The sequence below is a fragment of the Pseudomonas sp. Leaf434 genome (assembly GCF_001425545.1).
Taxonomy (GTDB): Bacteria; Pseudomonadota; Gammaproteobacteria; order Pseudomonadales; family Pseudomonadaceae; genus Aquipseudomonas; species Aquipseudomonas siliginis.
The window spans coordinates 124,766-139,620 of the sequence record NZ_LMQZ01000009.1 but is presented as its reverse complement, the minus strand read 5'-3'; the positions used below and the strand labels follow the sequence as shown (position 1 = coordinate 139,620).

Sequence of the window (14,855 nt, the reverse complement as noted above, 5' to 3'; positions counted from 1 at the left end):
TTCGATGGGAATTCGCGGTGTGCGAAATGCGCGCACCACGAAACACAAGGGAGCCAGACCGCTGTCGATTCAAATAAATGGGGAGAAAAGCAAACGGCACCTTCCGGTGCCGTTCGCTTCTTACATTTCCGACATCACTTGCGCGCATCCGCCCAGGACTTCAGCAGTTCGCTATAGCTCACGGTTTCGCCCTTCGGCTTCTCGTTGGCCAGTTTCGGCTTCGGTGCGCCCGGTTGATCGAACCAGTATTGCGCATCGCGTTCCGGGTTCATCTTCGGTGCGCAAGTGGCCTGGGCCTTGGAGCGTTCGAGGCGTTCCATGATGCGGTCCTGATCCTTGGCCAGGCCATCAAGCGCTTGTTGCGGTGTTTTCTCGCCGCTGGCGGCTTCGGCGATATGGCTCCACCACAGCTGAGCGAGACGTGGATAGTCGGGCACGTTGGTGCCGGTCGGCGACCATTGCACGCGGGCCGGGCTGCGATAGAACTCGACCAGACCACCGAGTTTCGGCGCCAGATCGGTCATGGCCTGCGAGTTGATGTCCGACTCGCGAATAGGTGTCAGACCGACGATGGTTTTCTTCAGCGAAACAGTTTTCGACGTGACGAACTGCGCGTACAGCCACGCCGCAAGTTTCTGTTTCTCAGGCGTGGATTTCATGAACGTCCACGACCCCACATCCTGATAGCCGAGCTTCATACCCTCTTCCCAATACGGGCCTTTAGGCGACGGCGCCATGCGCCATTTCGGCGTGCCGTCGGCGTTGACCACCGGTAGACCGGGTTTGGTCATGTCGGCGGTGAACGCGGTGTACCAGAAGATCTGCTGGGCGATGTTGCCCTGCGAGGGCACCGGGCCGGACTCGGAGAAGGTCATGCCGGCCGCTTCCGGTGGCGCATATTTCTTCAGCCAGTCGACGTATTTGGTGGTGGCAAACACCGCCGCCGGGCCGTTGGTGTCGCCGCCACGGGTCACGCTGGAACCGACCGGGTGGCAGTCCTCGACGCGGATGCCCCACTCGTCCACCGGCAAGCCGTTGGGCAGTCCCTTGTCGCCGCCACCGGCCATGGAGAACCAGGCATCGGTGAAACGCCAGCCCAGCGACGGGTCTTTCTTGCCGTAATCCATGTGGCCGTAGACGCGTTTGCCGTCGATTTCCTTGACGTCTTCGCTGAAGAATTTGGCAATGTCTTCATAGGCCGACCAGTTCACCGGCACGCCTAATTCGTAGCCGTATTTTTCCTTGAACTTGGCTTTCAGATCGGCGCGCTCGAACCAGTCGGCGCGGAACCAGTACAGGTTGGCGAACTGCTGGTCGGGCAGTTGATAGATTTTGCCGTCCGGCGCGGTGGTGAAAGAGATGCCGATGAAGTCCTTGATGTCGAGGGTTGGCGAGGTGAAGTTCTTGCCTTCGTTGGCCATCAGGTCGGTGATCGATTCGGTCTTGCCGTAGCGAAAGTGCGTGCCGATGAGGTCAGAGTCGTTGACCCAGCCGTCATAGATGTTCTTGTCCGACTGCATCACCGTCTGCATTTTCTCGACCACGTCGCCTTCCTGCAGCAGGTCGTGGGTGAGTTTGATCCCGGTGATTTCGCTGAAGGCCTTGGCCAGCACCTTGGACTCGTATTCGTGGGTGGTCAGGGTTTCGGAAACGACCTTGATGTCCATGCCGCGAAACGGCTCGGCGGCCTTGATGAACCACTTCAGTTCTTCGAGCTGCTGTTCGGCCGTCAGGGTCGAGGGCTTGAACTCGCTGCCGATCCATTTTTTCGCCGCATCTTCATAGGCGTCGGCCCAGGCAGATGCGCTCAGACCGCTGAGTGCCAGCATGGCTGCCAATGAAATGCTATGTCGCAGCTTATTGTTTTTATCGAACATAGAGACCTCCTGTTTAAGTTGTGGAGCCGCGTTGCCGAACGATTCGACTAGCCCCAACGCATCACAGCCAACAGCCACACCAGGGACAACGCGGACGCCACCCAGATGCTCCAGTCGGTGACGCCGATTACCAGCAAATGCAGGTAGGCGCTGCCGAGAAGACCGATAAACAAACGATCGCCACGGGTGGTGGCAATCGGCAGAAACCCGCGCCGCAGAATGCTCGGCGAGCGCAATTCCCAGGTGGTCATGCCCACCAGAATCAGACCGATGCCGATGAAGAACGCGGCGGTCGGTGTCGTCCAGCTCATCCATTCCATCATCAGCTCCTCAGACTCGACCGAGGGCAAAGCCCTTGGCCACGTGGTTGCGTACAAACCAGATCACCAGCATGCCCGGCAGGATGGTCAACACCCCCGCCGCTGCCAGCACGCCCCAATCGATCCCCGACGCCGACACCGTGCGTGTCATCACCGCCGCAATCGGTTTGGCGTTGACCGAGGTCAGCGTGCGCGCCAGCAGCAGCTCGACCCAGGAAAACATGAAGCAGAAAAACGCCGTGACGCCGATACCGGAGCCGATCAACGGGATGAAAATCTTCACGAAGAACTTGGGGAAACTGTAGCCGTCGATGTAGGCCGTTTCGTCGATCTCCTTGGGCACGCCAGACATGAAACCTTCCAGAATCCACACCGCCAGCGGCACGTTGAACAGGCAGTGCGCCAAAGCCACGGCGATGTGCGTGTCGAACAGGCCGATCGACGAATACAACTGAAAGAACGGCAGCAAGAACACCGCCGGCGGCGCCATGCGGTTGGTCAGCAGCCAGAAGAACAGATGCTTGTCGCCGAGGAAACGATAGCGTGAAAACGCATAAGCCGCCGGTAACGCCACGCTCAGGGAAATCACCGTGTTGAGGCTGACGTAATACAGCGAGTTCAAGTAGCCGGTGTACCAGCTCGGATCAGTGAAGATCACCTTGTAGTTCGCCAGCGTGAAGTCCTGTGGGAAAAGCGTCAGGCCGCCGAGGATTTCGGTGTTGCTCTTGAACGACATGTTCAACAGCCAGTAGATCGGCACCAGCAGGAACAGGATGTACACCAGCAACGGAATAAGCTTTTTCTTGCTCATGGCCGGGCCTCAGCGGTTGGCGTCGGAGTGCGTCATGGCGGTATAGAACAGCCACGACACCAACAGGATGATCAGGAAGTACACCAGCGAAAACGCCGCTGCCGGACCGAGGTCGAATTGCCCTACGGCCATCTGCGTCAACGTCTGACTCAAGAAGGTCGTGGCATTGCCCGGCCCGCCACCGGTGAGCACGAACGGCTCGGTGTAGATCATGAAACTGTCCATGAAGCGCAGCATCACCGCGATCAGCAGCACGCTTTTCAGCTTGGGCAACTGAATGTGGCGGAACACCGCCCACGCCGAGGCGCGATCGATGCGCGCGGCCTGGTAATAGACGTCGGGAATCGCCCGCAGGCCGGAGAAACACAGCAGCGCGACCAGAGAAGTCCAATGCCAGACGTCCATCACCAGCACCGTCACCCAGGCGTCCATGGTGTTGGCCGCGTAGTTGTAGCTGATGCCCATCGCGTTGAGGCTGGAACCGAGCAGACCGATGTCGGCGCGGCCGAAGATCTGCCAGATGGTGCCGACCACGTTCCACGGAATCAGCAGCGGAATCGCCAGAATGATCAGCACCACCGAAGACCAGCGGCCCTTGGTCGGCATGGTCAGCGCGACGGCGATGCCCAGCGGGATTTCGATCAGCAGCACGCACGCCGAGTAGATGAACTGGCGCAGCAGCGAGTCGTGCAGACGCGGATCAAGCAGCACTTGCTTGTACCAATCGGCACCGACGAAGTAGCGGCTGGACTGGTCGAAGATGTCCTGCACCGAATAGTTGACCACGGTCATCATCGGGATCACCGCACTGAACGCCACCAGCAGGAACACCGGCAACACCAGCCACCAGGCCTTGTTGTTCTGCACTTTGTTCATGGCTGCGCCTCCTCGTCGCTGACTTCCAGGAGAAATTCGTCGGCATAGACCATCAGCCATTGCGCCGGGAAACTGATGTACGCGGTGCCCTGGGGTACCGGCTTGTCTTCTGCCAGGCGCACTTTCAAAGGCGCGCCGTCGAGATTGAGAGTCATGATCTTGTAGGTGCCGAGGTCTTCGACGTGTACGACTTTGGCCTGCATCGCATCGTCAAACGGCTCGTCCCACACATGAATGAACTCCGGGCGGATGCCGACCTTGAGATTTTTCCACTGGCCGTGCTCGATATGGCGCTGCAAGGCGTCGGACAACGGCAAGTGCGTCGAGGCGAAACCGACGCCTCCGGGCTGCGGCTGCACCTCAATCAGATTCATCCCCGGGCTGCCGATGAAATAGCCGACAAAGGTGTGGCTCGGCCGTTCGAACAATTCCCGTGGCGTACCGAACTGGACGATCTGGCCGCCGTACATCACCGCGATCTTGTCAGCGAAGGTCGAGGCTTCCAGTTGATCGTGGGTGACGTAGACCATGGTGATGTTGAATTGCTCGTGGATCTGCTTGAGCTTGCGCCGCAGCTTCCACTTCAGGTGCGGGTCGATCACCGTCAGCGGCTCATCGAAGAGGATTGCCGAGACGTCATCGCGCACCAGGCCACGACCCATGGAGACTTTCTGCTTTTCGTCGGCGGTGAGATTGCGCGCCTTCTTGCTCAGCAGATTCTGCAGGTCGAGCACTTCGGCAATTTCCTGCACCTTGCTGTGCACTTTCGCCTCGGCCATGCCCTGGTTTCGCAGCGGGAAAGCGAGGTTGTCGAACACGGTCATGGTGTCGTAGACCACCGGAAACTGGAAAACCTGGGCGATGTTGCGCTTCTCCGGCGTGAGGTCGTTGACTGCTTTGCCGTCAAACAACACGTGGCCCTGGGACGGGCTGAGCAGGCCGGAAATAATGTTGAGCAAAGTCGACTTGCCGCAACCGGACGGGCCGAGCAAAGCATAGGCGCCACCCTGCTCCCAGACGTGATCCATCTCGCGGATCGCATAATCCTCCGCGCCGCTCGGGGTTTTGCTGTAGCTGTGGGCGAGGTGTTGCAAACGGATTTCGGCCATCAGGCAACCCTCGCGACACGCCGGCCCGGTGCTTGCACCAGACGGCCCTGCGCATCGAAAACGAACAGTTTGTGGGTCGGGATATAGATGCGGATCGGCGCATCGACGTCGTATTCATGAACACCCGGCAAGTGCAGCACCAGCAGGAAATGCTCGTTGCGCACATGCAGGAAGGTTTCCGAACCGCTGATTTCGGCGACCTCCACGGTCACGGCCAATTCGAGATCGTCATCGTTGCTCGGCACCAGCGAGATATGACTCGGGCGCACGCCGAAGCGGAACTCGCCCTCGCCTACCGGGCGCAGATCGACGTTCAGCGGGAAGTGGACGAAGTTGGCAAAGCTGACTTCGTTGCCGGCAATGCGTCCCGGCATCAGGTTGATCGGCGGTTCGGAGAACAATTCAGCGGCGAGCACCGACTGCGGCTGGTGATAGACCTCGGTCGACGGCCCGCTCTGGATCACCCGGCCTTCGTGCAGGATGGTGGTGGTGCCGCCGAGGGCCAGCGCTTCGTTGGGTTCGGTGGTGGCGTAGATGGCGATGGTGTGGCGGGCCTTGAACAGCTCGCGCATTTCCTGACGCAGCTCTTCGCGCAGCTTGTAGTCGAGGTTGACCAACGGCTCGTCGAAGAGGATCAGCTCAGCATCCTTGACCAGCGCGCGGGCCATGGCCGTGCGCTGTTGCTGGCCGCCGGAGAGCTCCAGCGGATAGCGCTGCAAGAACTTCTCGATGCGCAGCATGCGTGCGGTTTCCTGCACCTTGCTGTGGATGATCTCTTTCGAGATGCCGGCCTGACGCAGTGGCGAGGCGATGTTCTCGAACACCGTCATGGTCGGGTAATTGATGAACTGCTGATAGACCATCGACACGTTGCGCAGCCGCACCGGGCGCTGGGTGACGTCGACGCCGTTCATCAGCACGCGGCCGCTGTCAGGCTTGTCGAGGCCGGCCATCAGGCGCATGAGGCTGGTCTTGCCGGACAGGGTGCGCCCGAGCAGAACGTTGAAGGATCCGGGTTCGAATTTCAGGCACGCATCGTCGATCCAGATCTGGCCCTCGACGGTACGGCTGACGTGCTCCAGGGTGAGTGACATGGCTCGGCCTTTTTTATTTTTGGAGTCAAGCGACCGGAGCAACAGAGCGACATTCGTGCCAGAAATGGCAAGTGCTTGATTTGTCTTGAGAAGCAGTGTTTACGGGGGCAAGCGGCGTTCACAGCTGAACACTTTTGAACAGTCGGGGTGATTGACAATGAACAATAGTGAACAACACTCTATGCACGCTTTTGCCCAATCCTGAATGCAAAATGGATCCCCTGTGGGAGCGAGCCTGCTCGCTCCCACAGGGGATCTGTGTAGTTTTGAAGATCGGGCTCATAACAATAATAAAATCGCTGCACTCAGAGGCTCGCCCCCATGGCCGCACCTGCTTCGCCGCTGTCCCACGACGCGATCGTCCAGACCTCCTGGCAACGTTGCCGCGCGTTCGGCCTCGACCACCAGAGCGCCCCGGCCTTCGATCAATTGCCCGCCGCCGGCATTGCGCGGTTGCTCGACAGCCATCATTCGCTGGTGCAGACCACGCATCAGGAAGTCCTGCCCTACTACGAAAACATCCTCAGCAATTCCAACTGCCTGATCATGCTCGCCGACAATCAGGGCCAGGTGCTGACCTCATGGGGCACACAGCGCTTTATCGAACCGAATCTGGCCCGGGGCTTTCAGGCCGGGGCGAGCTGGATGGAGCGCAGCAGCGGCACCAACGCGATCGGCACCGCACTGGCCTGTGAGCAGGCGGTGCACATCGAACACGATGAACACTTCCTCAAGGCCAACCGCTTCATGACCGGCTCCGCCGCGCCGATTTTCGACGCCGAGCGCAAGGTCATCGCCGTGCTCGATGTCTCCAGCGACAGCTACCTGCCGCCCTCGCACACTCTGGGCATGGTCAAGATGATGAGCCAGACCGTGGAAAACCGGCTGATCCTCAACCTGTTCCATGGCCAGCATTTTCAACTGACTTTCAACACCGGGTTGAACAACCTCGACAGCCAGTGGGCCGGGTTGTTGATTTTCGATGAGAGCGGACAGGTGCTGTCGGCCAATCGCCGCGCCGATAATTTGCTCGGTGTGCGTTTGTCCCGAGTCAGCGTTGAAAGCCTGTTCAAGGTGTCGCTGCTGGAGTTGATCAATCAGCCCGAGGGTTTGCCATTCGCCCTGCAGACCTCTGGACGCAACCGTTTCCAGTGTTTGCTGAAACGGCCGAAACAGGCACTGGTGCAGGCGCGGGTGTTTGTCGCCGAGGACAAGCCTGCGTCAGCCAGTGCGATCAGTCTCAATACGCTGCATTTCGGCGACAGCCGCGTGGAAAAAGCCGTGCGCCAGGCCGAGCGTTTGCTGGAGAAAGACATTCCGCTACTGATTCACGGTGAAACCGGCGTCGGCAAGGAAGTGTTCGTCAAAGCCTTGCACCAAGCCAGCTCCCGGCAAAAACAGGCATTCATCGCGGTGAACTGTGCGGCGATCCCCGCTGAACTGGTCGAGTCTGAGTTGTTCGGTTACGAGAAAGGCGCGTTCACCGGGGCCAACCAGAAAGGCAGCATCGGCCTGATCCGCAAGGCCGACAAAGGCACGCTGTTTCTCGACGAGATCGGTGACATGCCGCTGCCGACCCAGGCGCGTTTGTTACGTGTGTTGCAGGAGCGCTGCGTGCAGCCGGTGGGCAGCAGCGAGTTGTTCCCGGTTGATTTGCGGATCATTTCCGCGACCAACCGTTCGTTGCGCGAGCAGGTGCAACTGGGCCGATTCCGCGAAGATTTGTACTACCGCATCGGCGGCCTGACCCTGGAGCTGCCGCCGTTACGCGAGCGCAGTGACAAGCAGGCGCTGTTCAAACGGCTGTGGGAGCAGCATCGCGAGCCAACGCAATGGGCAGGGCTGAGCCCGGAGGTGTTGGAGCTGTTTGAAAAGCATCCGTGGCCGGGGAATTTGCGTCAGGTCAGCAGCGTGATGCAGGTGGCGCTGGCCATGGCCGAGGAACAACCAGTGCGACCGGAGCATTTGCCGGATGATTTTTTTGTCGATCTGGAGATGGAGCCGGTGGAAACAGCGGCGCCGCTGGGGCTGGATTTGAATGATGTTGAGGCGTTGAACAGGGAGTTGAAGGCGGCCGGGGGGAATATTTCGCATCTGGCGCGGCGGCTGGGGGTTAGCCGCAATACGCTGTACAAGCGGTTGCGGCAGGCTGAATGACAAGTTGTCTGGACGGGCCTCTTCGCGAGCAGGCTCGCTCCCACAGGGGATCGATCGTTCCCACGCTCCGCGTGGGAATGCAGCCCGGGACGCTCCGCGTCCCTACAGAGCCGAACGCGGAGCGTCCGTTGAGGCATTCCCACGCAGAGCGTGGGAACGATCATGGTAGGGGCTCTGGGCCTTAGTCAGCCAGACGCCAGGTAGTCCCACCCTTGCCGTCTTCCAGCACGACACCCATCGCCGTCAGCTGATCACGGATACGATCGGACTCAGCCCAATCCTTGCCCGCCCGAGCCGCCAGACGCGCCGCGATCAGCGCATCGACTTCAGCCGCATCGACACGCCCTTCAGCGCCCGCCTGCAGGAAGTCATCGGCCTCAAGTTGCAACACCCCCAGCACACTCGCCAGTTCTTTCAGACGTGCCGCCAGCCCCGCCGCTGCATCAAGATCGCTCTCGCGCAGACGGTTGATCTCGCGCACCATCTCGAACAGCACAGCGCACGCTTCAGGGGTGCCGAAGTCGTCGTTCATCACCGTGGTGAAACGCTCGACGAACGCCTCGCCACCGGCCGGCGCCACGCTCGGCAGGCCTTTCAGCGCATGGTAGAAACGCTCCAGTGCGCCCTTGGCGTCCTTGAGGTTGTCTTCCGAATAGTTGATCGCGCTGCGGTAGTGGCTCGAGACCAACAGGTAACGCACCACTTCCGGGTGGTACTTGTCGAGCACGTCGCGGATGGTGAAGAAGTTGTTCAAGGACTTGGACATCTTCTCGCCATTGATGCGAATCATGCCGCAATGCATCCACGCGTTGGCGTAGGTCTTGCCGGTGGCCGCTTCGCTCTGGGCGATTTCGTTTTCGTGGTGCGGGAACTCCAGGTCGCTGCCGCCGCCATGAATATCGAAAGTCTCACCGAGGCAGCAGGTCGACATCACCGAGCACTCGATGTGCCAGCCCGGACGCCCGGCGCCCCATGGCGATTCCCAGCTCGGCTCGCCCGGCTTGGCGGCTTTCCACAAAACGAAATCGAGCGGGTCTTGTTTCGACTCGTCGACCTCGATGCGCGCACCGATGCGCAAATCTTCGATCTTCTTGCGCGACAGCTTGCCGTAGCCCATGAACTTGGCGACGCGATAGTACACGTCGCCATTGCCCGGCGCGTAGGCGTAGCCCTTGTCGATCAGGGTCTGGATCATCGCGTGCATGCCAGCGATGTGATCGGTGGCGCGCGGTTCCATGTCCGGCTTCTGGATGTTCAGGCGCGCTTCGTCTTCGTGCATCGCGGCGATCATGCGCTCGGTCAGCGCTTCGAACGACTCACCGTTCTCGCGGGCGCGATTGATGATCTTGTCGTCGATGTCGGTGATGTTGCGCACGTAGGTCAGGTCATAACCGCTGAAGCGCAGCCAGCGCGTCACCAGGTCGAACGCAACCATGCTGCGGCCGTGGCCGAGGTGGCAGTAGTCGTACACGGTCATCCCGCAGACGTACATGCGCACCTTGTTGCCATCCAGCGGCTTGAAGACTTCTTTGCTCTTGGTGAGCGTGTTGTAGATCGTTAGCACGTTAGTTCCTTGACTCACTCACTGGCCCCACGAATCACGCAGGGTCACGGTACGGTTGAATACCGGCTGACCGGGTTTCGAGTCCTTGAGGTCCGCGACAAAGTAGCCTTCGCGCTCGAACTGGAAACGGTCTTCCGGCTGTGCGTTGCCGAGCGATGGCTCAGCGCGACAACCGGTCAGCACTTGCAGCGAGTCAGGGTTGATGTTGTCGAGGAAGCTGGCGCTGTCTTCGGCCTTTTCCGGGTTCGGCGAACGGAACAGGCGATCGTACAGACGTACTTCGCACTCGACGCTGGCGGCGGCCGGCACCCAGTGGATCACGCCCTTGACCTTGCGCCCTTCCGGGTTCTTGCCCAGGGTATCCGGGTCGTACGAGCAACGCAGTTCGACGATGTTGCCGTCGGCGTCCTTGATCGCTTCGTCGGCGCGGATCACGTAGCTGCCACGCAGACGCACTTCACCGGCCGGTTCCAGGCGCTTGTAGCCCTTCGGCGGCTCTTCCATGAAGTCTTCACGGTCGATGTAGATTTCCCGAGCGAATGGCAACGCGCGCACGCCCATGTCTTCTTTCGGATGGCGTGGCAGTTCGAGGTTTTCGACCTGGCCTTCCGGGTAGTTGGTGATGACGACTTTCAGCGGACGCAGCACGCACATGGCGCGCGGGGCGCTGTGGTCGAGGTCGTCACGGATGCTGAATTCGAGCATGCCGAAATCGACCACGCCGTCGGACCGGTTGGTGCCGATCATTTCGCAGAAGTTGCGGATCGATTTCGGCGTGTAGCCACGGCGGCGGAAGCCCGACAGCGTGGACATGCGCGGATCGTCCCAGCCATTGACGTGCTTCTCGTCAACCAGTTGCTTGAGCTTGCGCTTGCTGGTGATCGTGTAGTTCAGGTTCAGACGGCTGAACTCGTACTGGCGCGGGTTCGCCGGCACCGGCAGGTTCTCCAGGAACCATTCGTACAGCGGGCGATGGCTTTCGAACTCGAGGGTGCAGATCGAATGCGTGATGCCTTCGATGGCGTCCGACTGACCGTGGGTGAAGTCGTAGTTCGGGTAGATGCACCACTTGTCACCGGTCTGGTGGTGATGGGCGTGGCGGATGCGATACATGATCGGGTCGCGCAGGTTCATGTTCGGCGAGGCCATGTCGATCTTCGCCCGCAGCACGCGGGCGCCGTCCGGGAATTCACCGGCCTTCATGCGCGCGAACAGGTCGAGGTTTTCCTCAACCGAACGGTCACGGAACGGGCTGTTCTTGCCCGGCTCGGTCAGGCTGCCACGGTATTCCTTGGCCTGTTCCGGCGTCAGGTCGTCGACGTAGGCCTTGCCGGCCTTGATCAGCTCGACGGCCCAGTCGTGCAACTGGTCGAAATACTGCGAGGCGTAGCGCACTTCACCGGACCATTCGAAGCCCAGCCATTTGACGTCGCTTTCGATGGCGTCGATGTATTCCTGATCTTCCTTGGCCGGGTTGGTGTCGTCGAAACGCAGGTGCGTGACGCCACCGAACTCCTGGGCCAGGCCGAAGTTGACGCAGATCGACTTGGCGTGGCCGATGTGCAGATAGCCGTTAGGCTCCGGCGGGAAGCGAGTCACGATCTGGGTGTGCTTGCCCGAGTCCAGGTCTGCCTGGATGATCGGCCGCAGGAAGTTGACCGGCACGGCAGGGCCGGACTTGGCATTCGAGGTAGGGTCGACAGTGGGCTTGCTCATAGGATCCTTGACGTACAGGTGCGCGGCCGCAAAGAGGGGCCAGACAAAACAAAGCCGCTATCATAGCCGATGCTGTCAAGGGCCTGACAGAGCAGCTCTTATAAAGGCATGCATTTAATCGCCGGGAAATGAAAAACCGCCTCGAAATTCGCGCCTGTCACGCTAAACTGCGCACCTTGGCCGAAGCAGGCTGAACCGGTTGTGGGGCTCAATGTCCCAGAACCACGAATTCCTCAGAAGAGTAGCGATCATGACTCAAGTCAAACTGACCACCAACCATGGCGACATCGTCATCGAACTGAACGCTGAAAAGGCACCGATCACCGTTGCCAACTTCATCGAGTACGTCAACGCCGGTCACTACACCAACACCGTATTCCACCGCGTCATCGGTAACTTCATGATCCAGGGCGGCGGTTTCGAGCCTGGCATGAAAGAAAAGAAAGACAAGCGTCCAAGCATCCAGAACGAAGCGGACAACGGTCTCTCCAACGACAAATACACCGTCGCCATGGCCCGCACCATGGAGCCGCATTCGGCTTCGGCGCAGTTCTTCATCAACGTCGCCGACAACACCTTCCTCAACCACAGCGGCAAGACCACTCAGGGCTGGGGCTACGCGGTATTCGGTAAAGTCACCGCCGGCACCGACGTTGTCGACAAGATCAAAGGCGTGTCGACCACTTCCAAGGCCGGCCATCAGGACGTACCAGCAGACGACGTGATCATCGAGAAAGCCGAGATCATCGCAGCGTGATATTGCTGATTTCAGACTTGCATCTGGAAGAGGAGCGCCCGGACATTACCCGGGCGTTTCTGGATTTGCTCGCCGGACGCGCCCGCTCGGCGAGTGCGTTGTACATCCTCGGCGACTTCTTCGAGGCGTGGATTGGCGACGACGCCATGACGCCCTTTCAGCGTTCCATCTGCCAGGCCCTGCGCGATTTGAGCGACAGCGGCACGGCCATATTCCTGATGCACGGCAATCGCGACTTCATGCTCGGCAAGGCCTTCTGCAAACAGGCCGGCTGCACCTTGCTGAAGGACCCGAGTGTCGTGCAGTTCTACGGCGAGCCGGTGCTGCTGATGCACGGCGACAGCCTGTGTACCCGCGACGTTGGCTATATGAAGCTGCGGCGTTATCTGCGTAACCCGATCACCCTGTTCATCCTCCGTCACCTGCCACTGCGCAGCCGCCATAAACTGGCGCGCAAGCTACGCAGCGAAAGCCGCGCACAGACGCGGATGAAGGCCAATGACATCGTCGATGTCACCCCGGAAGAGATTCCGCGAGTGATGCAGGAATTTGGCGTGAAGACTCTGATCCACGGCCACACCCACCGCCCGGCAATTCACAAGCTGCAGCTTGGTGAACAAGCGGCGAAGCGGATTGTGCTGGGAGATTGGGATCGTCAGGGTTGGGCGTTGCAGGTGGATGAGAGCGGGTATGCCTTGGCGCCATTCGATTTCGCCCCGCCGCTGGCATTGCCGCACGGCTGAAGAGCTTTACCCCCTCACCCCAGCCCTCTCCCCCAGGGGGGCGAGGGGGAAAGGGAGCTGATCGCATGCAGTTCAAAACCTGAGTTCGACTCGGTATCGCAAGTCGATGTACCTCGAACATGCACCGCGGTCAGTCCCCTCTCCCTCCGGGAGAGGGTTAGGGTGAGGGGCTCTTGATTCTAGTGCCCCGAAGCTGCCGGCCCGGCCTTGGCGGCAAACGGCGGTTTCGCCAGCCATACAATCAAAATCAGCCCCATGAATCCCCACCCTAGCAACGTGAAGTAATCCACGGTCGAAAGCATGTACGCCTGGCTGGTGAGGATCTGGTCCATCTGCGCATACGCCGACTGACTCGCTCCACCCAACTGATTCAAGGTCTCGCGGGTGGCAGGCTCAAACGTGCTGATGCTTTCGCTCATATACGCATGATGCTGATCGGCCCGGCGAATCCAGATCCAGGTGGTCAACGACGCCGCAAAGCTGCCGCCCAGTGTCCGCAGGAAAGTCGCCAGGCCTGCGCCATCAGCGATCTGGCTCGGCGGCAAGTCCGACATCAGAATACTCAGGGTCGGCATGAAGAACAGCGCCACACCGATACCCATGAACAACTGCACCAGAGCGATGTGCTGGAAGTCGACCTCGTTGGTGAACTCGGCACGCATGAAGCAGCTCAGGCCAATCGCCAAAAACGCAATGCCGGCGAGCAGACGCAGGTCGAACTTGTGCGCGTATTTGCCGACAAATGGCGACAGCAACACCGGCAGAATCCCGATCGGCGCCACGGCAAGTCCCGCCCAAGTCGCGGTGTAACCCATTTGCGTTTGCAGCCACTGCGGCAGGATCAGGTTGATGCCGAAGAACCCGGCGTAACCCAAGACCAGCACCAGCGTGCCGATGCGGAAGTTGCGATGGGCGAACAGGCGCAGGTTGACCACCGGATGGCGGTCGGTCATTTCCCAGATCACGAACACCGCCAGCGCGACCACGGAAATCGCCGCGCCGACGATGATGAAGTTCGATTCGAACCAGTCCAGGTCATTGCCCTTGTCGAGGATCACCTGCAACGCGCCGACGCCAATGATCAGGGTGATCAGGCCGACGTAATCCATCGGCTGGCGACTGGTCACCACCGGCCGTTTCGCCAGTTGCGAACGCACCACCATCACCGCAAAGATGCCGATCGGTACGTTGATGAAGAAGATCCACGGCCAGCTGTAACTGTCGGTGATCCAGCCGCCGAGAATCGGCCCGGCAATCGGCGCGACCACCGTGACCATCGCCAGCAATGCCAGGGCCATCCCGCGTTTCGCCGGCGGATACACCGCGATCAACAGGGTCTGCGTCATCGGGTACAGCGGCCCGGCCACCAGGCCTTGCAGCACACGAAAGCCGATCAGCTCAGGCATCGAAGTGGAGATACCGCAGAGAAACGACGCCAGCACAAACAGCATCGTCGCCCACAGAAACAGCTTCACCTCACCGAAGCGGCGGCTGAGCCAACCGGTCAGCGGCAGCGCAATCGCGTTGCTCACGGCAAACGAAGTGATGACCCAGGTGCCCTGCTCCGAACTCACCCCGAGGTTGCCGGAAATCGTCGGCAGCGCCACGTTGGCGATGGTCGTGTCGAGCACTTGCATGAACGTCGCCAGCGACAGGCCGATGGTGCTGAGCAACAGGCTGGGCGGCGTGAAAGAAGCGTTATTGCTCATTGTGAATCCTATGAAACCTGATGGTCGCTGCGGTCTGATGAACACAGCAGGCCCTGTGGTAACAGGCCCTTGTGGCGAGGGGATTTATCCCCGCTGGGTCGCGAAGCGGCCCCTCTTTTGGC

The 14,855-nt window shown here is 60.1% G+C and carries 12 protein-coding genes; 3 read left to right on the top strand and 9 right to left on the bottom strand.

The genetic code is table 11. The features are described 5' to 3' along the window. Positions 1–134: 134 nt before the first annotated feature. From ASG55_RS18065 to ASG55_RS18040, 6 genes are read right to left on the bottom strand one after another with little or no spacing between them, the layout of a single operon-like run. Entirely contained in the window at positions 135–1,877 is a 1,743-nt protein-coding gene (locus ASG55_RS18065; RefSeq protein WP_016775286.1) for an ABC transporter substrate-binding protein, read from the bottom strand. A 47-nt stretch (positions 1,878–1,924) separates the two neighbouring features. Continuing rightward, entirely contained in the window at positions 1,925–2,197 is a 273-nt protein-coding gene (locus ASG55_RS18060) for a DUF2160 domain-containing protein (RefSeq protein ID WP_038861868.1), read from the bottom strand. A 10-nt stretch (positions 2,198–2,207) separates the two neighbouring features. Continuing rightward, positions 2,208–3,008, bottom strand: a complete 801-nt coding sequence (locus ASG55_RS18055; protein WP_024013421.1) for a carbohydrate ABC transporter permease — start codon at positions 3,006–3,008, stop codon at positions 2,208–2,210. A gap of 9 nt (positions 3,009–3,017) precedes the next feature. Continuing rightward, positions 3,018–3,884, bottom strand: coding sequence for a carbohydrate ABC transporter permease (locus ASG55_RS18050; RefSeq protein ID WP_007912484.1), 867 nt, complete (start codon positions 3,882–3,884; stop codon positions 3,018–3,020). Then, positions 3,881–4,993, bottom strand: a complete 1,113-nt coding sequence (locus tag ASG55_RS18045; protein WP_016775290.1) for an ABC transporter ATP-binding protein — start codon at positions 4,991–4,993, stop codon at positions 3,881–3,883. The genes ASG55_RS18050 and ASG55_RS18045 overlap by 4 nt, the downstream gene beginning before the upstream one ends. Then, positions 4,993–6,087 carry an ABC transporter ATP-binding protein gene (locus ASG55_RS18040; protein WP_016775291.1) on the bottom strand — a complete coding sequence of 365 codons (1,095 nt, stop codon included), beginning with the start codon at positions 6,085–6,087 and terminating at the stop codon, positions 4,993–4,995. The genes ASG55_RS18045 and ASG55_RS18040 overlap by 1 nt, the downstream gene beginning before the upstream one ends. Before the next feature lie 321 nt (positions 6,088–6,408). Between ASG55_RS18040 and ASG55_RS18035 the strand changes: the two genes are divergently transcribed. Continuing rightward, a complete protein-coding gene (locus ASG55_RS18035) occupies positions 6,409–8,244 on the top strand; it encodes a sigma-54-dependent Fis family transcriptional regulator (RefSeq protein WP_056788860.1) in 1,836 nt (611 codons plus the stop codon). A gap of 181 nt (positions 8,245–8,425) precedes the next feature. Here the strand turns inward: ASG55_RS18035 and cysS are convergent, their stop codons facing one another. Continuing rightward, positions 8,426–9,808: a cysteine--tRNA ligase gene (gene cysS / locus ASG55_RS18030; RefSeq protein WP_056788857.1), complete on the bottom strand. Its 1,383-nt coding sequence runs from the start codon at positions 9,806–9,808 to the stop codon at positions 8,426–8,428. Between the two features lie 18 nt (positions 9,809–9,826). Continuing rightward, complete coding sequence (locus ASG55_RS18025) at positions 9,827–11,524, bottom strand: glutamine--tRNA ligase/YqeY domain fusion protein (RefSeq protein WP_024013424.1); 1,698 nt, start codon at positions 11,522–11,524, stop codon at positions 9,827–9,829. Between the two features lie 250 nt (positions 11,525–11,774). Between ASG55_RS18025 and ASG55_RS18020 the strand changes: the two genes are divergently transcribed. Then, on the top strand, positions 11,775–12,281 hold the full coding sequence (locus ASG55_RS18020) for a peptidylprolyl isomerase (protein WP_056788856.1): 507 nt from the start codon (positions 11,775–11,777) through the stop codon (positions 12,279–12,281). Beyond that, positions 12,278–13,024 (top strand): UDP-2,3-diacylglucosamine diphosphatase, encoded by a 747-nt coding sequence (lpxH, locus tag ASG55_RS18015; RefSeq protein ID WP_056788853.1) that lies wholly within the window; start codon positions 12,278–12,280, stop codon positions 13,022–13,024. The genes ASG55_RS18020 and lpxH overlap by 4 nt, the downstream gene beginning before the upstream one ends. 179 nt (positions 13,025–13,203) lie before the next feature. Here the strand turns inward: lpxH and ASG55_RS18010 are convergent, their stop codons facing one another. After that, positions 13,204–14,733 carry a DHA2 family efflux MFS transporter permease subunit gene (locus tag ASG55_RS18010; protein WP_024013426.1) on the bottom strand — a complete coding sequence of 510 codons (1,530 nt, stop codon included), beginning with the start codon at positions 14,731–14,733 and terminating at the stop codon, positions 13,204–13,206. Between the last annotated feature and the right edge of the window lie 122 nt (positions 14,734–14,855).

Excerpts from the sequence above, each read along its gene's own strand:
- ASG55_RS18040 (WP_016775291.1), bottom strand. The coding sequence starts at position 6,087 with ATGTCACTCACCCTGGAGCACGTCAGCCGTACCGTCGAGGGCCAGATC.
- ASG55_RS18020 (WP_056788856.1), top strand. The coding sequence starts at position 11,775 with ATGACTCAAGTCAAACTGACCACCAACCATGGCGACATCGTCATCGAA.
- ASG55_RS18050 (WP_007912484.1), bottom strand. The coding sequence starts at position 3,884 with ATGAACAAAGTGCAGAACAACAAGGCCTGGTGGCTGGTGTTGCCGGTG.
- ASG55_RS18025 (WP_024013424.1), bottom strand. The coding sequence starts at position 11,524 with ATGAGCAAGCCCACTGTCGACCCTACCTCGAATGCCAAGTCCGGCCCT.
- ASG55_RS18065 (WP_016775286.1), bottom strand. The coding sequence starts at position 1,877 with ATGTTCGATAAAAACAATAAGCTGCGACATAGCATTTCATTGGCAGCC.
- ASG55_RS18010 (WP_024013426.1), bottom strand. The coding sequence starts at position 14,733 with ATGAGCAATAACGCTTCTTTCACGCCGCCCAGCCTGTTGCTCAGCACC.
- ASG55_RS18045 (WP_016775290.1), bottom strand. The coding sequence starts at position 4,993 with ATGGCCGAAATCCGTTTGCAACACCTCGCCCACAGCTACAGCAAAACC.
- ASG55_RS18035 (WP_056788860.1), top strand. The coding sequence starts at position 6,409 with ATGGCCGCACCTGCTTCGCCGCTGTCCCACGACGCGATCGTCCAGACC.
- ASG55_RS18055 (WP_024013421.1), bottom strand. The coding sequence starts at position 3,008 with ATGAGCAAGAAAAAGCTTATTCCGTTGCTGGTGTACATCCTGTTCCTG.
- ASG55_RS18060 (WP_038861868.1), bottom strand. The coding sequence starts at position 2,197 with ATGGAATGGATGAGCTGGACGACACCGACCGCCGCGTTCTTCATCGGC.